General features: G+C 63.5%; 18 protein-coding genes. 7 read left to right on the top strand and 11 right to left on the bottom strand.

The genetic code is table 11. The features are described from left to right. Positions 1-119 precede the first annotated feature (119 nt). The 3 genes from dsbG to dsbD are packed head-to-tail and all read right to left on the bottom strand — an operon-like array spanning position 120 to position 3,456. Positions 120-881, bottom strand: a complete 762-nt coding sequence (gene dsbG, locus HX855_RS32790; RefSeq protein WP_177091276.1) for a thiol:disulfide interchange protein DsbG — start codon at positions 879-881, stop codon at positions 120-122. Continuing rightward, positions 857-1,726: a TlpA disulfide reductase family protein gene (locus HX855_RS32785; protein WP_177091274.1), complete on the bottom strand. Its 870-nt coding sequence runs from the start codon at positions 1,724-1,726 to the stop codon at positions 857-859. Before HX855_RS32785 ends, dsbG begins: the two co-directional genes overlap by 25 nt. Continuing rightward, entirely contained in the window at positions 1,726-3,456 is a 1,731-nt protein-coding gene (gene dsbD / locus HX855_RS32780; protein ID WP_177091272.1) for a protein-disulfide reductase DsbD, read from the bottom strand. The genes HX855_RS32785 and dsbD overlap by 1 nt, the downstream gene beginning before the upstream one ends. Before the next feature lie 175 nt (positions 3,457-3,631). Between dsbD and HX855_RS32775 the strand changes: the two genes are divergently transcribed. The 5 genes from HX855_RS32775 (at position 3,632) to HX855_RS32755 (ending at position 8,383) form a co-directional block, all read left to right on the top strand. Then, positions 3,632-4,312, top strand: coding sequence for a response regulator (locus HX855_RS32775; RefSeq protein WP_177091270.1), 681 nt, complete (start codon positions 3,632-3,634; stop codon positions 4,310-4,312). Beyond that, the gene (locus HX855_RS32770) at positions 4,312-5,631 is read left to right on the top strand and encodes an ATP-binding protein (protein ID WP_177091268.1); all 1,320 of its coding nucleotides are present in this window, start codon (positions 4,312-4,314) and stop codon (positions 5,629-5,631) included. Before HX855_RS32775 ends, HX855_RS32770 begins: the two co-directional genes overlap by 1 nt. A 122-nt stretch (positions 5,632-5,753) precedes the next feature. Then, entirely contained in the window at positions 5,754-6,527 is a 774-nt protein-coding gene (locus HX855_RS32765) for an N-acetylmuramoyl-L-alanine amidase (RefSeq protein WP_177091266.1), read from the top strand. A gap of 150 nt (positions 6,528-6,677) precedes the next feature. Further along, positions 6,678-8,078 (top strand): aspartate aminotransferase family protein, encoded by a 1,401-nt coding sequence (locus tag HX855_RS32760; RefSeq protein WP_177091264.1) that lies wholly within the window; start codon positions 6,678-6,680, stop codon positions 8,076-8,078. Positions 8,079-8,158: 80 nt separating this feature from the next. Further along, positions 8,159-8,383 carry an MbtH family protein gene (locus HX855_RS32755; protein WP_177091263.1) on the top strand — a complete coding sequence of 75 codons (225 nt, stop codon included), beginning with the start codon at positions 8,159-8,161 and terminating at the stop codon, positions 8,381-8,383. A gap of 150 nt (positions 8,384-8,533) precedes the next feature. Here the strand turns inward: HX855_RS32755 and HX855_RS32750 are convergent, their stop codons facing one another. Genes HX855_RS32750 through HX855_RS32715 form a run of 8 tightly spaced genes read right to left on the bottom strand, consistent with a single transcriptional unit; the run spans position 8,534 to position 14,697 of the window. Beyond that, positions 8,534-9,481, bottom strand: a complete 948-nt coding sequence (locus tag HX855_RS32750) for a metal ABC transporter solute-binding protein, Zn/Mn family (RefSeq protein ID WP_177091261.1) — start codon at positions 9,479-9,481, stop codon at positions 8,534-8,536. Beyond that, complete coding sequence (locus tag HX855_RS32745) at positions 9,481-10,380, bottom strand: metal ABC transporter permease (protein WP_169998224.1); 900 nt, start codon at positions 10,378-10,380, stop codon at positions 9,481-9,483. Before HX855_RS32745 ends, HX855_RS32750 begins: the two co-directional genes overlap by 1 nt. Further along, a complete protein-coding gene (locus tag HX855_RS32740; RefSeq protein WP_177091259.1) occupies positions 10,377-11,123 on the bottom strand; it encodes a metal ABC transporter ATP-binding protein in 747 nt (248 codons plus the stop codon). The genes HX855_RS32745 and HX855_RS32740 overlap by 4 nt, the downstream gene beginning before the upstream one ends. Beyond that, entirely contained in the window at positions 11,120-12,052 is a 933-nt protein-coding gene (locus HX855_RS32735; RefSeq protein WP_177091257.1) for a metal ABC transporter substrate-binding protein, read from the bottom strand. The genes HX855_RS32740 and HX855_RS32735 overlap by 4 nt, the downstream gene beginning before the upstream one ends. Positions 12,053-12,078: 26 nt before the next feature. Further along, a complete protein-coding gene (locus HX855_RS32730; RefSeq protein ID WP_177091255.1) occupies positions 12,079-12,636 on the bottom strand; it encodes a DUF6162 family protein in 558 nt (185 codons plus the stop codon). Further along, complete coding sequence (locus tag HX855_RS32725) at positions 12,633-12,962, bottom strand: hypothetical protein (protein WP_177091253.1); 330 nt, start codon at positions 12,960-12,962, stop codon at positions 12,633-12,635. Before HX855_RS32725 ends, HX855_RS32730 begins: the two co-directional genes overlap by 4 nt. Continuing rightward, positions 12,959-13,498 carry a thiamine pyrophosphate-binding protein gene (locus tag HX855_RS32720; protein WP_177091251.1) on the bottom strand — a complete coding sequence of 180 codons (540 nt, stop codon included), beginning with the start codon at positions 13,496-13,498 and terminating at the stop codon, positions 12,959-12,961. Before HX855_RS32720 ends, HX855_RS32725 begins: the two co-directional genes overlap by 4 nt. Beyond that, positions 13,495-14,697, bottom strand: a complete 1,203-nt coding sequence (locus HX855_RS32715) for a PepSY domain-containing protein (RefSeq protein ID WP_177091249.1) — start codon at positions 14,695-14,697, stop codon at positions 13,495-13,497. The genes HX855_RS32720 and HX855_RS32715 overlap by 4 nt, the downstream gene beginning before the upstream one ends. A 252-nt stretch (positions 14,698-14,949) precedes the next feature. On the opposite strand from HX855_RS32715, the gene leuC reads away from it, so the two are divergent. After that, positions 14,950-16,371 (top strand): 3-isopropylmalate dehydratase large subunit, encoded by a 1,422-nt coding sequence (gene leuC, locus HX855_RS32710; protein WP_177091247.1) that lies wholly within the window; start codon positions 14,950-14,952, stop codon positions 16,369-16,371. After that, positions 16,368-16,982: a 3-isopropylmalate dehydratase small subunit gene (gene leuD / locus HX855_RS32705; protein WP_177091245.1), complete on the top strand. Its 615-nt coding sequence runs from the start codon at positions 16,368-16,370 to the stop codon at positions 16,980-16,982. The genes leuC and leuD overlap by 4 nt, the downstream gene beginning before the upstream one ends. Positions 16,983-17,209 lie beyond the last annotated feature (227 nt).

Here is a 17,209-nt window from a genome sequence, read left to right as displayed (position 1 = left end):
TGGTGGGGCAAGAGCGTTTTGTTTACTTTTGCGCTTTTCAAAAGTGAGCCGCTGTAAGAGCGGAACCGTCAGCAGCCGTTACCTAAATAACGGATATGCCCCCACCCCCCACCCAGAAACTATTTCGGCCCGAGAATCTTCACCAACTTATCCGGCGACGGCGCCCCTTGCTGCTGCTGCAACCCACCCTTGTCATCCAGATAGAAAATCGCCGGCGTCGCCGACAATTCCAGCTCGTCCATCAGCTTCATGTTCGAATCGAGCTTGGCCTGGATATCCGCCGGAATCTTTTCCAGCGCCTGCAACTTGCTGCCTTTACCGGCCGACTCATGGGCTTCCAGGGCCTGTTGCGGATCCTTGGCTGCAAACAGCGCCGCCGACTTGCCCGGGCTGTCCTCACGAATAATCCCCACCATGATGTGTCGCAACTGCACCTTGCCCGACTTCACCCAAGGCCGCGCCTGTTCCCAGAACATGTTGCAGTACGGGCAGTTCGGATCACTGAACAGATAAACGATACGCGGCGCATCCTTGTTGCCGTCCTGGATCCAGTTGCTGTGTTCCATCTTGGCCCAGACTTCCTTGGCCATGGGCGCATACACCAGCTTTTCCAGAGGCGCGGTGCTCAGGTCATTGCCATCGGCGTCGTACAGGTTGCCGGCGATCACGCTTTTGCCGTCGGCCGTCAGGTACAGCGCCATGCCACGGTTCTGGTATTGGGCGGCGTAGCCGGTGAGGCCGCTGGGGGCATCGAACTTGCCGATGATCTTGGCACCCTTGGCCTCGATGTTCTTGATCGGCGCCGGCCAGTCCTCGGCATGGGCCAGGCTGGCGGCCAGAGTCAGGGGCAGGAGTGTCAGCAGGTGGCGGAGGCGGAGCATGGCGAATTCCTTGTGGTGGCCGGCAGGGCCGGTTTGGCGTTGATCGGTTCGAAGCGCTCCATGGCGCGGGCCAGGCTGGCCTGGGACAGTTCGCCCAGATGGCTGTTGATCAGGCGACCGTCCGGTTGATAGAACAGGGTGGTGGGCAAGGCCATGGAGCCGACGGCCTGGCCGAGGCGGCCGCTGGCGTCGAACAGCACGTTGTCCAGGTTCAGGCCCTGGGTGGCCAGGTAGGTGCTGACGCTTTGCATGCTCTCGGCCTGGTTGACGAACAGGAAGGTCACGTCCGGGCGCTGGCGCTGGGCGCTTTCCAGTACCGGCATTTCACGCCGGCACGGCGGGCACCAGGTGGCCCATAGGTTGATCACCAGCGGGCCGCCCTTGTAGTCGGCCAGTTGCACGGTTTCGCCATTGGCGTTGCGCAGGGCGATGTCCGGCAGGTGCGTGCCTTTTTCGTAGAGGGTCAGGGACAGGCTGGTCAAGGCCCAGAACGCCAGGCCAGTGATCACCCCGGCGCTCAGTGGCTTGCGCAGCAGCGGGCGGCGCCAGCCGTAGATCAGGGCGCCGATGATCAGCGCGATGACGCCGGGCCAGGCGAGAAAACCGCCGTCCCGCAGGTCGACGATTTGCAGCGGGTCACTTTTGTAATACGCCCAATACATCAGCACGAAGCTGACACGTGCAGCGAGCATGCCCAGCAAAAACAGGGTAAACAGCACCGACTCCGGGTTCTCGCCGCCGCGCTTGGCCACTCGCCAGCCCACCAGGGTGGCGAGGATCAACGCCGTGATCAGCAGCAAGTGATTCAGGGCGATGGCGAATGTGCCGATGGTCAGTGTCAGCATCAGAGGGCGTCCCGGGCTTGGGTCCAGCGTTGCAGGAAGGCTGCAGCATCCACTTCCCCGGTGATGCGCTGGGCGCGGCGTTCTTCACCGTCCGGGCCGATCCAGACGAAGCTTGGCGGGCCGGGGACTTTGTAGCGGCCCAGCAGCTCGCGGCTGGCGGCGTTGTCGGCGGTCACGTCGAGGCGCAGCAGGCGCACATCCTTGAGGGCATCCAGTACTTCGGGTTTGCCGAATACCTGTTTTTCCATGATCTTGCACGACACGCACCAGTCGGCGTAGTAGTCCACCAGCACCCATTGGCCCTGGGCCTTGGCGCTGTCGAGTTGGCTTTGCAGCACGGCCGGGTCGTTGATGGTCATGAAGGCTTCGTGGGCGCTGGGGGCACCGGCCACCCGCGAGCCGCTGTAGACCTTCAGCGGTTGCCACAGGTCATCACTGCCACCGGCGGCGCCGATCACCAAGACGCTGCCCCAAAGGCCCAGCACCAGCGAGCCGGCCCCAAACAGCATGGCAGTACGTCCGAACTCGTGGGCCAGGCGCCAGCCGCAGTAGGCCATGACCAGTGCAAGCACGCCCCACAAGCCGAGCCACAGGGTTTCACCGACCACCGGGCGAATCATCAGCACGGCGGTGGCGAGGAACAGGAAGCCGAAGATGCCCTTGAGGATATTCATCCAGGTGCCGGGCTTGGGCAGGAAACGATTACCCACGGTCACCAGCAGCAACAGCGGCACGCCGATGCCGATGCCCATGGCAAACAGGATCAGGCCGCCGTGCAGGGCATTGCCGCTTTGGGCGATGTAGAGCAGGGCGCCGGCCAGGGGCGCGGTCATGCAGGGGCCTACCAGCAAACCGGACAAGGCGCCGAGCACCCCGGCACCCACCAGGCTGCCGCCGCTTTGGTTGCGACTGACGTTGTCGAGGCGGTCCCGCAGGAAGGCCGGCAGTTGCAGCTCGAAGAAGCCGAACATCGGCAGGGCGAGGATCACAAACAAGGCGGCGAAGCTGCCGAGGATCCATGGCGTTTGCAGCAGGGCAGCGAGGTTGCCGCCCAGCAGCGCGGCCAGTACGCCGAGTGCGGCATAGATCAATGCCATGCACACCACGTAGCTGGTGGCCAGGGCGAAACCGCGCCGAGGGCTGGCGCCGCTGCCGACTACAAGGCCGGCGAGGATCGGCAGCATTGGCAAGGAACACGGGGCAAAGGCCAGCAGCAGGCCCAGGCCGAAGAACACCAGCAGGCTCCAGCCCAGGCTGCGCTGTTGCAGGCCGCTGGCCAGGCTTTGGTCCTGGGCCTGGCCGGTGGCGGCCACGGCGGGGTTGCCACCCAGGTCCACGGTGATCGATTGCGGCGGGTAGCACAGGCCGGCATCGGCGCAGCCTTGCCAGCCGACTTTGACCTGGCCGGTGGCGCCGGCGGGTATTTTTACTTCCAGGCCCTGGCGATACACCTGCTGCTCGCCGAAGAACTCGTCGCTATGGGCTTCGCCTTGGGGCAACGTCGGTTTTTCGGCCAGTCCGTCGAATTTCAAGCGCTGCTGGTACAGGTAATAACCGTCGGCAATCTGCCAATACAGCTGGGTTTCGCCGGAGGCCAGACGCTCGGAGGTAAAGGTGAAGGCTTTGCCCACCGGGAGAAAGTCGGGTTTGGTCTCGAAAGGATTGTTGCCAGGCGCGGCCTGGGCGAATCCAGCAAACACTACCAGCAGAAAGATAAACAGATGCCGCATGATCAAGCCTTAGTTCGAAGCAAGTGGGACACACAATGTGTGGTGTTGATTAACCGATGATTAACCGGGCTATCCTAGGGAGTACGGATTATCCGGGTTTACGCGCGCTGGCGGCATAATGCGCGCTTAATCCACTCCCTTTTTAATCAGCCTCACATTTTGCAAAGGGTTCACCATGCACGTACTGGTCTGTGAAGACGACGAGCTGATCGCCAGCGGCATTGTTGCCGGGCTCAGCGCCCAGGGACTGACGGTCGAGCGCGTCGGCACGGCAGCCGCTGCCCGGGCGATGCTCAAGGTGGCGGAATTCGACGTGATGGTACTCGACCTCGGCCTGCCGGATGAAGACGGCTTGAAGCTGTTGCAACAATTGCGCAGCCAGGGCCTGGAAATTCCGGTGCTGATCCTCACCGCGCGGGACTCGGTGACCAACCGGGTCGACGGCCTGCAAGCCGGTGCCGACGATTACCTGCTCAAACCCTTCGACCTGCGGGAACTGGCCGCGCGCCTGCACACCTTGTTGCGTCGGGTGGCCGGGCGCAGCGTCAACCTGATCGAGCACGGGCGCCTGACCTATAACCCCAGCAGCCGCGAAACGCTGTTGGGCGGTGAGTCGGTGGACCTGTCCCGCCGCGAGCAGGCACTGTTGCAGGCCCTGCTGCAAAACCGCGGCCGGGTGCTGTCCAGCGAGCAGCTCAAAGACAGCATCTACGGGCTGAGCGACGAACTGGAAAGCAACGCCCTCAACGTGCACATCCACCACCTGCGGCGCAAACTCGGCAACGGCATCGTCGAAACCGTGCGTGGCCTGGGCTATCGCCTGGGCCCGGCTGACGCGGGAGAGGACGCTTCGTGATGAGCCTGCGCCTGCGGCTGACCTTCAAGCTCGGTGCGGCTTTCGTGCTGATCTGGGCGCTGGCCGCTGCGTGGATGCTCAACGACCTGCGCAACCAGATGATGTTTTCCCTGGACCAGCGCCTGGTGGCTTCGGCGCGCATGGTTGCGGGGCTGATGGAGCAGATGCCGGGCCTGTCCAGTGCCGGTGACGGTGCGCATTTCAGCGCCGAGCAATTGAATGTGCCGGGCGGCATGGCCTGCCAGGTCAGCTCCATGCACGGGGTGGTGCTCGCCCGCAGCCACACCACGCCGGACCAGGGCCTGGAGTCACGCAAGAGCGGCTTTCGCGACCAGATGATTGATGGCGTGGGGTGGCGCAGCTTCACCTTGTCCCGTGGCGATTTGTTTATCACCACCGCCGACCGGCAGGTGGAGCGAGAAGCCTTGAACCTGTCGATCCTGCTGGCGGCGTCGGTGCCGGTGGGCGTGGCGCTGTTGGGCTGCCTGTGCCTGCTGTGGCTGGGGATCGGCCAAAGCCTGTTGCCGCTCAACCGCATGCGTGACGCCTTGATGCGCCGCAGTGCCGACTCCCTCGAACCCTTGCAGATCAGCCCGCTGCCCAGCGAACTCAAGCCGCTGCTCGACACCCAGAACCAGTTGCTGCAGCGCATCGCCAAGACCATCGAGCGCGAACGCCGCCTGACCGGTGACGCGGCCCATGAGCTGCGCAGCCCGTTGACCGCGATCAAGACCCACCTGCAAGTGGCGCGCATGACCGAAGGTGCCGCCCGTGACCAGTCCCTGGCCCACGCCGAGGAAGGCGCCGACCGTTTGCACCGCACCCTGGAGCAGTTACTGCTGCTGGCGCGGGTGGAAGGCAGCCTGTCGTTTGATGACGGCCTGCAATCGAGTGCCGAACAGGTCGCACAGATGGCGATCCAGGATGCCAATGGCGGCGATAACCAGCGCATTGATCTGATCCTGGCGGACAATCTTTCCGGCAAACCGGTGGAAATGCCGGTGGGCCTGGCGGTCGCCGCCTTGCGTAACCTGCTGGACAACGCCCTGCGCCACACGCCGGCGGATACGCGGGTGGAACTGAGTGTGTCCAGCGCAGGCGATAACGTGGTGTTCCGCGTGCGTGACCATGGCGCGCCGATCTCCAGTGAAGACCTGCAACACCTGACCCAACGCTTCTGGCGCAACGGCAACAGCCCCGGTTGCGGCCTGGGGCTGGCGATTGTCCAGGCGATCGTGCAGCGCTGCTCCTGTTCGCTGAAATTCGACAGCCAGGCCGATGGCATGCGCGTCGAGCTGGGCATGCCGTTGCGTCGCTGAACCTTCTTTTCACGGCACAAATAGCTACCGCCATCCTTAAGCGCAAGGCTTCAGGATGGCGGTCATTTTTTTGTGTTTGAACGGGCTGAATGACTCAGCCTGTGTTGAAAAGGACAGCGCCCATGTTGGTTATCGATTCCACTTATCCCGCAAAAGACTTTAACGAACGCAAGGGCGAAGCCGTGCGCCAGGTGATTGTGCATTACACCGCCGCGCCCTTTGCTTCGTCGCTGCGTACCCTCACCGGGGACGGTGTCAGTGCCCACTATCTGTTGGCTGATCCGGATGACCCGAGCTACCGCGCCGCCGGCTACGACGAGCTGCGGGTCTTGCGCCTGGTGGACGAGGCGCAGCGCGCCTGGCATGCCGGCGCCAGCCATTGGGCCGGGCGCGACAACCTCAATAGCCGCTCCATCGGCATTGAAATCGTCAATCAGGCCCGGGATGACGCCGGTGTGTTTACCTTTCCGGCCTATGGCGGGGAGCAGGTCGACATGTTGATTGCCCTGATCCGTGACATCCAGGGACGGTACCCGGCGATCGGCCCCACCGACATTCTCGGGCATTCGGACATTGCCTATTGGCGCAAGAGCGATCCCGGGCCCCGGTTACCGTGGCGTTGCCTGTTCGAGGCGGGCGTTGGTGCCTGGTATGAGGACATGGCCAAGCGGGCCTATCAACGCCGGTTCCACGTCGGCCTGCCGCCAGAGGTTGAAGTCGAACGGGCATTTCAGCGTTACGGTTATGCCCCGGCGAAAAATCGCCTGGGTTTTCAGCAGCGTGTCCGTGCCTTCCAGATGCATTTTCGTCCCGGTGATTACAGCGGGCGGCTGGATGCAGAGACCTGCGCCATCCTGTATGCGCTGAATGAAAAATACACCGGGGTTGCCGGGTAAAACCGCTAAAGCGGTTTTTAACGACCACAGGTGTAAATCCTCCCCGTGCTGATGCGTTTCCAGAACAGGAAATCCGTGCGCTGCCGTTGGGTCAGACGCCAACGGGTTGGCAGTTTGTTCACCATCATCAGCGTATTGAGGGATCGAGAGATGTCAGTCGCTACCAGCCGTATTGAAGAGACCCAGGCGGTCCCTGCGGAAACGCTCTACCAGTTCGACGAAACCCCGCTGCTGGCGCGCCAGCGCCAGCAGGAGTCCAATGCCCGCAGCTATCCGCGGCGCATTCCCCTGGCGCTCAAGCGCGCCCGCGGGATCTACGTCGAGGACGTCGAAGGTCGCAGCTTTATCGATTGCCTGGCCGGTGCCGGCACCCTCGCGCTGGGGCACAACCACCCGGTGGTGATTGATGCCATTCGCCAGGTGCTGAGCGATGAATTGCCGTTGCACACCCTGGACCTGACCACGCCGGTCAAGGACCAATTCGTACAGGACCTGTTTGGCCTGCTGCCGCCGGCGCTGGCCCGGGAAGCCAAGATCCAGTTCTGTGGCCCCACCGGCACCGACGCGGTGGAAGCCGCGCTGAAACTGGTGCGCACCGCCACCGGGCGCAGCACGGTGTTGTCGTTCCAGGGCGGTTATCACGGCATGAGCCAGGGCGCGCTGAGCCTGATGGGCAGCCTGGGGCCGAAAAAACCCTTGGGTGCCTTGCTCGGCAATGGCGTGCAATTCCTGCCATTCCCGTACGACTATCGCTGCCCGTTCGGGTTGGGCGGGGCACAAGGCGTGAAGGTCAACCTGCACTACCTGGAAAACCTGCTCAACGACCCCGAGGCCGGGGTTCTGCTGCCGGCGGCGGTGATCGTTGAAGTGGTGCAAGGCGAGGGCGGCGTGATCCCGGCCGATCTCGACTGGTTACGCGGCCTGCGCCGTATCACCGAGCAAGCCGGTGTGGCGCTGATCGTTGACGAAATCCAGAGTGGCTTTGGCCGTACCGGCAAGATGTTTGCCTTCGAACACGCCGGCATCATCCCGGACGTGGTGGTGCTGTCCAAAGCCATCGGCGGCAGCCTGCCGCTGGCCGTAGTGGTCTATCGCGACTGGCTCGACACCTGGTTGCCGGGCGCCCATGCCGGGACCTTCCGTGGCAATCAGATGGCCATGGCGGCCGGGTCGGCGGTGATGCGCTACCTCAAGGACCACGACATTCCCGCCCACGCGGCGGCCATGGGCGCGCGCCTTGGTGAGCACCTGCGCATCCTGCAGCGCGACTTCCCGCAGTTGGGGGATATTCGCGGTCGTGGGCTGATGCTCGGTGTGGAACTGGTGGACCCTGACGGCGCGCTCGACAGCCAGGGCCATCCACCGGTGCATCGCCAACTGGCACCGCTGGTGCAACGTGAATGCCTCAAGCGCGGGCTGATTCTTGAACTGGGCGGGCGCCACGGCAGCGTCGTGCGGTTCCTGCCACCGCTGGTGATCACGGCTGCAGAAATCGACCGGGTGGCCGAGATTTTTGGTCGTGCCCTGGCGGCAGCTGTCGCCAGCCTCTAATTTTTTACCGGGCTGGCACGTTCCTTCTTACATCAGCTGTGCGTGGTGCGCAGCCAGCCTTACATCGACGGAGAACAGCAATGACCTCAGTATTCGACCGCGAAGACATCCTGTTTCAGGTAGTGGTCAACCATGAAGAACAATATTCCATCTGGCCCGACTACAAGGCTGTGCCGGAAGGCTGGCGCACCGTGGGCAAAAGCGGGATGAAGAAAGAGTGCCTGGCCTACATCGAAGAGGTGTGGACCGACATGCGTCCGATGAGTTTGCGCCAGAAGATGGACGGCCAGGCGCTTGCTGGCTGATCCAGGTCTCGGGCATCACATAGAACCCAATGTGGGAGCGGGCTTGCTCGCGAAGGCGTCGTGTCAGTCACTGTCTGTATTGACTGTCACACCGCTTTCGCGAGCAAGCCCGCTCCCACATTTATTGTGTTTTACCTGTAGGAACCAGGGTTACAGCGCCTTGATCACCTGATCTACATTGCCTTCCAGCTCCGCCACCGGGTCGGCGCCATCGGTACCCAGCACCAGTAACTTCGCCCCGCCCGCCGTGACCGCCGCCTGTACTGCATCGCCAGGCTTGCGGTGATGCAGCACTACCGCCACCTCATTTTCCTTCAACCCCGCAGTCAGTTGCTGCAGCGCCTCGGGTGTCCACTCCGCATCTGCACGCGCATCGGTGCTGACCAGCTCCAGGTTCAACCCACTCACCAGGTAACCAAAGTGATCGCTCAGGCTGACCACGGTCAGGGTGTCGGCCTTGGCCAGGCGTGCCTCGCTGTCGGCGGTGAGCTTGAGCAGGCGTTGCTTGAGGCCGGCCAGGTTGGCTTCGATCTGCGGCTTTGCCTCGGGGGCCAGGCGGCTGAGGTCGGCGGCCATCACATCGGCCATGCGGCCCATGTTGTTGCTGGCCTGCCACGGCTGGCTGTTCAGGCCATCGGTGGCGCCCGGCTGCACGGCAATCCCCGGCAAACCACCGTCTACCGGGCGGGCGGCGTCCACTTCGACGATGCGGATATTGCTGCGTCGGGCCACCGGGTACAGCGGGTCATCCGGCCATAACGAGCGCAAGCCGATGGCCGCATCGGCGTCCTGGGCCAGGGTGTTCAGCGCCTGCGCGCCGCGCCCGGTGAAATAGGCGACTTGTCGCGAGCCGGGCAGGTTGGCCGGCGCTGCGCGCTCAAGCTGCACATCGGTGCCTTTGAGCAACACCTGCGCCAAGCCATAGGTGATCGGCAAGGCGGCGATGACCTTCACCGGTTTTACCGAGTGGGCCATGTTCAGGGCCGCATGGCCAACGCCTTGGTTGGCGTTGATCCGTAACGGCTGGACGCCGTCGGCGGCGAGCGCCGGTGTGGCAATGGCCAGGGCCAGCAACAGGGGGCGAAAAATCGGGCGCATTATCCAAGATTCCCTTTCAGGCTGGGGACCGTGCCGCGGGCGATGGCGGCGAGGGCGAAGGCGATGCCGGCGACCAGGATGATCGCGGCACCGGACGGAATCGGCAGGTCGAAGATGATCGGCAGCAGGATCCCGCACAGGGTGCTGACGGTGGCGATCACCACCGAGATCCAGAAGAAGCCTTTGAGCGACTGGCTCAACAGGCGCGCGGCGGCGGCCGGAATCACCAGCAGCGCACCCACCAGAATCGCACCGATGACCTTGACCGCCGCGACGGTGATCAAGGTCACCAGAATCACAAACAGATAATCCAGGGTCTTCACCGCCACGCCACGCACCGCCGCCAGTTGGGGGTTGAAGCTGGCGAGCATGATGCGGTTGTACAGCGGCAAGGCCAGGGCCATGACCAGCGAGCCGACAACCGCCAGCACCAGCAGGTCATTGCCGTTCACCGTCAGCACCGAGCCGAACAGCACGTTTTCGAGGATGTGCACGTTGATCTTGCCCGCCAGGATCAGCAGCAGGCTCGCGCCCAGGGCCAGGGACACCGACAGGAACACGCCGATCAGCGTGTCCGGCGCCAGGCCTGTGCGGTTGCGCAGGTAGTTGAGCAGGATGCCGAACAGCAGGCAGTAGCCGAACAGGCTGCCGTAAGGCCCGGTGTAGGGTTCTCCCAGCAGAATGCCCACGGCCACGCCGGTCAGCGCGGCATGGCCCACGGCTTCGGAAAAGAACGCAAAGCGCTTGACCACCACCAGGGTGCCCAGGCCGCCCAGTACCGGGCCGATCAACAGCCCGGCGAGCAGGGCGTTGACCACAAATCCGTAGGCCAGTGCTTCCGGCAAATACCCGGAAGACGCCCAGCCCTGGACCATCAAGCGAAAGGCTTCGTAGCTCATAAGGCCGGGCTCCGTGGGTGGGTAGAGAACAGGGTCAGCAGGCGGTCCGGGGTCAGCGCCTCCTTGGGCGTGGCGTCGAACAGCACGCGGCGGTTCAGGCCGGTGACGCGATCGGCCAGGCGGCCGACGGCTTCCAGGTCATGTTCGATCCACAGCACGGTGATCCCGGCCTGGCGCCAGTCGTTCAGCAGGCGTTCGAACACCTGGATGCCGGCTTCGTCCAGCGCCGACATTGGTTCGTCCAGCACCAGCAAGTGCGGTGCCGGGATCAAGCCCTGGGCCAGCAGCACCCGCTGGCGTTCACCGCCGGAGAGGGCGCCCATCCGCCGTTTGCGTTTGTCCTGCATGCCGACCCGTTCCAGTGCATCGCCAATCGCGGCGGCGTAATGTCTGGACAGCCCAAGAAACGCCGGACGCCGCTGGCACATGGCAGCCATGAAATCGTCGACGGTCATCGGCAAACCCCGGTCGAACTCCAACGCCTGGGGCACATAGCCGATGGTGCCGGGTGCGTCTGGCCAGTGCAGGCTCAACTGGCCCTGGTGCGGGGTTTGCCCCAGCAGGGTCTTGATCAGCGAGCTTTTGCCGCCGCCGTTGGGGCCGACCAGCGCATGGATGCTGCCGGGCTGCACCTGGAAACTCACCGCGTCGAGGATCACCGTGCGGCCCAGGGTCAGCGCCACGTTATTGAAGTCGAGGGTCGGGCCAACACTGGCCACCTTCAGATGTTCCGCCGCCGTCATGCTCCCGACTCCTGAATCGCCCGTACCACGGTGTTGAGGTTGCCGGTCATTTCCACTTCGTACTTTTGCGCGCTGTAGTCGCCATAGGAAATGTGCGACAGCGGGTACAGCTTCACCCCGGATTCACGCTGGATGGTGTCAACGTAGCTGGACGGGAAATCCATCTCCGAGAAGATCACTTTCACGTCCAGTTCCCGCAACTGGTCGATGGTTTTCTTCAACTGACTGGGGCTCGGCTCGATGCCATGGGCCGGTTCCACCACGGCGGTGACTTCCAGGCCGAATTCCCGCAGCAGGTAGTCGTAAGCCGCATGCACCGTGGCCACCCGCAGGTCGGGATTGGGCGCGCTGGTGAGCTTGGCCAGGGCGTCGGCGCGCATCTGGCGCAGGCGCTTGCCATAGGCGCGGGCATTTTGGGTGTAGGTCTTGGCGTTGTCCGGGTCGAGCTTGCCCAGTTCCCGGGCGATGTTGTTCACCTGGGCTATCGAGGCGCTGATGGACAGGAAGGTGTGCGGGTTGACGACCTTGCCGGCACCGCGTGCGGCGTTGCCGGTGGCGGCCAGCAGCGGCACGTTGGCGTTGGCCTCGATCACCGGGATGTCCGGGCGCTCGCTGGTGGCGATCATGCGGTCGGCGAAATCATCATGGCCGACGCCGTTGAGCACGATCACGTCCAGGGTGCCGATGCGCTTGATGTCTTCGGCGCGGGGCTCGTAGGCGTGAGGGTTGAAACCGGCGGGAATCAACGGCACCACCTCGGCTTTGTCACCGACGATATTGGCCACGTAGCTGTAATACGGGTGCAGGGTGATGCCGATGCGCAGGCGTTTGGCGTGCTCTGAATCAGGGAGCGCATTGGCCAGCGGTGCCAGCAGCAGGGTGAACAAACCCGCGAGCACCAGGCGTAATAAGGGCGATGAAATGGACATGGTCTTCTCTCGGCGACAGCGTGAATTCAATGACGATGCTGGCGGGTGACACCGGCATCGAACTGCGCGACCACTTGCTGCCAGCCCGCGTTGATCAGCGCCTGGTCAGTGAGGTCGGTAGGGGCGGTGAGGTTGGCGTTGCGGTTGAGCCAGATATCCGGCTCGGCGCCGCTGATACGCATCAGCAGCGAACCGCTGAGGGCCGGGGTCTGGCTCAGGCCCAGGTAGGCGCTGTCCAGCAACTGCCAGCGGTGGTCGCCGCGGCTCACCGAACTGGCGTCCTGGGCGAAGGGCGCAAAGCCTTCTTCGGCCAGTTGCCCGGGCGTCGGCAGGGTGCTGTGTTCCTCTTGCAGCAAGTGGATTTCATCCAGGGTCACCCGCAGGTCGGCGTAGATGCCTTGCTCGGCGGCGCTGAGGTCGCGGCGGGCGTCCAGTTGGTGGCTGGGCACGGCGGCGACTTCCTGGCTTTCACCGCGCAAGGCCACCACGGTGCCGGCCACCGCGAGGATCATCAGGCACAGCAGCAGGACGTAGAGAGTCTCGTGCCCGGCACCGGCCGGGCGCACAACGTGGGTCGTACTCATTGGGGCTGGATATCCGCTTGGTCGATTTCCACCACGTGGCCGGGGCCGGCATCAAACAACACGTAGAACTCGGCGGACGGTTTCTTGAAGGTCAGCTTCGAGTCCTCACCCAGCTTGCCGGGCACCAGGATGGTTTCGTCATAGCCGATCACGTCGAGGGTCACGCCGGGGGCGCCGCTGCCGTCTGAGAACCCGCCGGTGCACTGGATCTGCTCGCCGGCGATTTCCTTGCATTCGCACATCGGGTTGTGGGCGAGGGCGACGGTACTGAAACCGGTGCCGAGGATTAATACGCCACAGGCGCGGGCCAAGTGCTGCAAGGTCATGGTTTGACTCCTCGTTTTTTCAGCCAGTCGATGGTGGCGGGTGATGCCTGGCTCAAGGGGATGGAGGCCTGGTGCATGGCGCCGTCCCAGCCTTCCATGGTGATCCACACGTCGGCATCCAGCGGGGTGCGTTCAGGGATCGGCAGGGCGGCGCCCATGCGGTACGGCGTGCCGAAGAAAATCACCCCGGCGGCCCGCAGGCTGCGGGGTTTGCCGATGCGCAGGTAGGTCGCCTTGACCTGGTCGATGCAGGCGTTGCACAGGGCGGCATTGAAGGATTTCATCGGGCCCGCCGGGTCCGGGCGCGGCGGCTCGTTGCGCAATTCGGCGAGTTTCAGGCTCCAGGGGCCGACCTGCACGTCACCGATCTCCCGTTCACCCAGGCCGCTGTCACCGCGAAACAGCGCGGCGTCGGCAAAATACTTGGGCATGAAGCCCAGGGGCACCAGCAACAGCAGGATATTGATGTGGAAGCGCCACTTGAGCCAAAAGGCCCGCAGGGGCGAGGGCGGTTGAACCGTCGTGGCGTTGTTCATCGGTTGCCCTCCGTGGTTTCAGCCGGCGAGGCCGGGATTTTCGCCGGTTGCCGGGATGCCTTGGCTTCGCGTTTCAGGGCGTTGAGGGTGGCCAGGGCGGTGCGTTTGGTCCAGATCAGCAGGCCGCTCAAGACCATCATGCTCAGCACCAGGCCGAAGAAGGCCCAGATCAGCTTGATCCAGATCCCGCCGAAATCCCCGGTGTGCAGCGGGCGCATGGACTCGGTGACGAACTCCAGGGCCGAACGGTCGGACAGCAGGTGCGAGGCGGCGATTTCGCCGTTGTACGGGTTGATTTCTGCGGTCTGGAACATCAGTGGGTACCAGCCCCGCCCGCCGATGCGCAGGTGGCTGTAGGCATTGCTCGGCAGGCTCACGAAGCTGGCCTCAAGCCCGGGAATGCGCTGGGTGGCGATACTGATTGCGTCGTCCAATGGAATCATGGGGGCCGGCACGCCCGGGGCGGACATTGGTACTTTGTCGCGTGCGATCGCGGGGACAATCGGCTCGCTGGAAATGGAAATCTGGTTATCGCTGAGGGCGGCCTCGATCAGGAACCAGGTGCCGGTGATGGAAATCACCGCGATAAACCAGATCGACCAGATGCCGCTCAACCGGTGGAAGTCGCCCCAGAAGATCCGCGCGCCATGGTTGAAGCGCAGGGTCGGCTTGAAAAAGCCTTTCCAGAACCGTTTGTACACCACCAGGCCGGTGACGAGGGACGCCAGCAGCGGCAAGCCCAGCAGCGAAACCAGGTACCAGCCCCAGCTGTAGCCATTGGTGAAGGGCACCAGCCACCAGCCGTGGAGCGCGCGGGTAAATGCCTGGAAGTTGAACGACGGGCTGATGCCCTGGATCACCCCGGTGTACGGGTTGACGTAGACCTCCAGTGAACGTCCGTCGGGGTAGCTGAGGCGGGCGCTGAGGGCGAAATGCGACTCGTCCGGGCGGCTCAGGGTTGCGACGATCACCTCGGGTTCGGCGCGCTTGATGGCGGCGATCACCTGGTCATAGCTGAGCAGTTCGGCGTCGTCCGAGGGCTTGCTGGCCCGGATGTCCGGGTCGGCCAGCCAGACGATCTCCTGGCTGACCACCGCCAGGGTGCCGGTGACGCAGACGATCAGCACAAAGAACCAGATGGGCAATGCCAGCCAGCTGTGCACGAGAAACCAGAGTTTTGAGCGTGACTTCTTCGACATGTGAATGCGGGTCTTGATCGGAGGGGGGCAGTAAAGGCCCGGAAAACGCGGCCCGTAGCTTTTGCTGACGCGAGCGGCTGTATCTAAGTTAAGACGGATGAGAAATCCAAAACCCTAAGGCGGATATGAAAGCAAATGTTTCGAATGGGCCACTCATGCAACACGAAACATGTTCCGAGTCATCACCAAGGCGGGATTGATGGGGCGGGGGCGCTGCCTATGATGGAGTCATACCGTTGAGCGAGCCCCCTAATGACTTCTGCCAGAACCCTCTACGACAAACACATCGATTCCCACACGGTGTGCCGCCTGGATGACCAGGGCCATGTGCTGCTGTACATCGACCGCCAAGTGATCAACGAATACACCAGCCCGCAAGCCTTCAGCGGCTTGCGCGAGGCGGGACGCGGCGTATGGCGCCCCGGTACGGCGCTGGCGGTGGTCGACCACGTGAACCCGACCACGCCCAAGCGCATCGCCACCATGCCGGATGCGGGCGGTGCCCGTCAGGTGTCGTACCTGGCGGAAAACTGCCGGGATTTCGGGATTGAACTGCTGGACATCCTCGACAAGCGCCAGGGCATCGAACACGTGATCGCCCCGGAGCAGGGCTTTATCCTGCCGGGCATGGTGATTGCCGCCGGTGATAGCCACACCACCACCTATGGTGCGTTGGGCGCGTTCGGCTTTGGCATCGGCACCTCGGAAATCGAGCATTTGCTGGCGTCGCAAACCCTGGTCTACAAGCGCCTGAAAAGCATGCGCGTGACCGTGGACGGCGAACTGGCCCACGGCTTGACCTCCAAGGACGTGATCATGGCGCTGATCGGCAAGATCGGCGCGTCGGGCGCCACCGGCTATGCCATCGAGTTTCGTGGCTCGACCATCGATGCCCTGAGCGTCGAGGCGCGCATGACCATCTGCAACATGGCGGTGGAAGCGGGCGCGCGCGGAGCCTTCATGGCGCCGGATGAAAAAGTCTTCGCCTACCTCAAGGGCAAACCCCGGGCGCCGAAGGGTGAGTTGTGGGACCGCGCCCTGGTGGGCTGGCGTGAACTGCACACGGACGCCGACGCGGTGTTCGACCTCGAAGTGCACCTGGACGCCACGGCCCTGGAGCCGATGGTCACCTGGGGCACCAGCCCTGACCAGGCCGCGCCCATCGGCGCCTGCGTGCCCGACCCGCAAGACGTCAGCGACCTGATCCTGCGCCAGGACATGCGCCGAGCCCTGAACTACATGGGCCTTGAGGCCGGCATGCCCCTGAGCGAGATTGTTATCAGCCATGCGTTTATCGGCTCCTGCACCAACGCCCGCATCGAAGACCTGCGGGACGCTGCCAGCGTGGTACGCGGCAAGCACGTGGCCGACCACGTGCGGGCGATGATCGTGCCGGGCTCCACCGAAGTGCGCGACCAGGCCGAAGCCGAAGGCCTCGCCGCGATCTTTATCGACGCCGGGTTTGAATGGCGCCAATCCGGTTGCTCGATGTGTTTGGCGATGAACGACGACGTGCTGGAGCCGGGCGACCGCTGCGCCTCCAGCACCAACCGCAACTTCGAAGGCCGCCAGGGCGCGGGTGCCCGCACGCACCTGATGAGCCCGGCGATGGTTGCTGCCGCCGCCATCACTGGCCGCCTGACGGACATTCGCCACTTTGGAGACCGCACATGAGCCTGCAACCCTTTACCCGCATCACCGGCAAGGCTGCGCCGATGCTGGCGGCCAATATTGACACTGACGTGATCATGCCCAAGCAGTTTCTCAAGGGCATCGACCGCAACGGGCTGGACCGCGGGTTGTTTTTTGATTTGCGTTTCTTGCCGTCGGGCGAGCCCAACCCGCAATTCGTGCTGAACCAGCCGGCCTGGCAGGGCGCGAGTTTTATGGTGGTGGGGCCAAACTTCGGTTGTGGTTCCAGCCGGGAGCATGCGGTGTGGGGCTTGAAGCAGATGGGCATTCGCGCATTGATCGGCAGCAGTTTTGCCGGGATTTTTTATGACAACTGCCAGCGTAATGGGGTGTTGTTGATTACGCTGGACGAGGCGGTGTTGCAGCGGGTGGGGCAGGCGGTGGGTCAGCCTGAACAGGCGCAGATCAGCGTGGACCTTGAGGCGCAGGAGATTCTTTTGGCGGACGGGCAGGTGGTTCCGTTTCAGATTGATACGTTGCGTAAGACTGCGTTGTTGCTGGGGTTGGATGCCATTGGCACGACGTTGCAGCGCAGTGCGGAAATCAAGGCGTTTGAGCGTGAGCACTTGGCTGCCAATCCTTGGCTTGGGTGATAGGCCTGATGTTGCGGTTTGGCTGTGGTGAATGGGGGGGGCATTTCTGTTGCTGGGGGAGCGGCTGGTTTGATTGGGTACATATCCGTTGCTGCGGTAACGGCGGTTTTGGCTGTGTACATATCCATTCCTGCGGTAACGGCTGCTTAGGGTTCCGCTCTTACAGCGGGTCACTTTTGGCAAACGCCCCAAAAGTAACCAAAAGGTCTTTGCCCCACCACTCGGTG

The organism is Pseudomonas sp. IPO3778 (assembly GCF_013386825.1).
In the GTDB taxonomy this organism is placed as follows: Bacteria; Pseudomonadota; Gammaproteobacteria; order Pseudomonadales; family Pseudomonadaceae; genus Aquipseudomonas.
The sequence above is the reverse complement of the archived record's forward strand: the minus strand, read 5'-3'. Positions and strand labels throughout refer to the sequence as shown.

What these genes read in the sequence shown, in the direction of transcription:
- HX855_RS32720 (WP_177091251.1), bottom strand. Translation starts at nt 13,498, where the DNA reads ATGAACAACGCCACGACGGTTCAACCGCCCTCGCCCCTGCGGGCCTTT.
- HX855_RS32745 (WP_169998224.1), bottom strand. Translation starts at nt 10,380, where the DNA reads ATGAGCTACGAAGCCTTTCGCTTGATGGTCCAGGGCTGGGCGTCTTCC.
- HX855_RS32715 (WP_177091249.1), bottom strand. Translation starts at nt 14,697, where the DNA reads ATGTCGAAGAAGTCACGCTCAAAACTCTGGTTTCTCGTGCACAGCTGG.
- leuC (WP_177091247.1), top strand. Translation starts at nt 14,950, where the DNA reads ATGACTTCTGCCAGAACCCTCTACGACAAACACATCGATTCCCACACG.
- HX855_RS32750 (WP_177091261.1), bottom strand. Translation starts at nt 9,481, where the DNA reads ATGCGCCCGATTTTTCGCCCCCTGTTGCTGGCCCTGGCCATTGCCACA.
- HX855_RS32730 (WP_177091255.1), bottom strand. Translation starts at nt 12,636, where the DNA reads ATGAGTACGACCCACGTTGTGCGCCCGGCCGGTGCCGGGCACGAGACT.
- HX855_RS32775 (WP_177091270.1), top strand. Translation starts at nt 3,632, where the DNA reads ATGCACGTACTGGTCTGTGAAGACGACGAGCTGATCGCCAGCGGCATT.
- leuD (WP_177091245.1), top strand. Translation starts at nt 16,368, where the DNA reads ATGAGCCTGCAACCCTTTACCCGCATCACCGGCAAGGCTGCGCCGATG.
- HX855_RS32735 (WP_177091257.1), bottom strand. Translation starts at nt 12,052, where the DNA reads ATGTCCATTTCATCGCCCTTATTACGCCTGGTGCTCGCGGGTTTGTTC.
- dsbG (WP_177091276.1), bottom strand. Translation starts at nt 881, where the DNA reads ATGCTCCGCCTCCGCCACCTGCTGACACTCCTGCCCCTGACTCTGGCC.
- HX855_RS32770 (WP_177091268.1), top strand. Translation starts at nt 4,312, where the DNA reads ATGAGCCTGCGCCTGCGGCTGACCTTCAAGCTCGGTGCGGCTTTCGTG.
- HX855_RS32765 (WP_177091266.1), top strand. Translation starts at nt 5,754, where the DNA reads ATGTTGGTTATCGATTCCACTTATCCCGCAAAAGACTTTAACGAACGC.
- HX855_RS32755 (WP_177091263.1), top strand. Translation starts at nt 8,159, where the DNA reads ATGACCTCAGTATTCGACCGCGAAGACATCCTGTTTCAGGTAGTGGTC.
- dsbD (WP_177091272.1), bottom strand. Translation starts at nt 3,456, where the DNA reads ATGCGGCATCTGTTTATCTTTCTGCTGGTAGTGTTTGCTGGATTCGCC.
- HX855_RS32785 (WP_177091274.1), bottom strand. Translation starts at nt 1,726, where the DNA reads ATGCTGACACTGACCATCGGCACATTCGCCATCGCCCTGAATCACTTG.
- HX855_RS32760 (WP_177091264.1), top strand. Translation starts at nt 6,678, where the DNA reads ATGTCAGTCGCTACCAGCCGTATTGAAGAGACCCAGGCGGTCCCTGCG.
- HX855_RS32740 (WP_177091259.1), bottom strand. Translation starts at nt 11,123, where the DNA reads ATGACGGCGGCGGAACATCTGAAGGTGGCCAGTGTTGGCCCGACCCTC.
- HX855_RS32725 (WP_177091253.1), bottom strand. Translation starts at nt 12,962, where the DNA reads ATGACCTTGCAGCACTTGGCCCGCGCCTGTGGCGTATTAATCCTCGGC.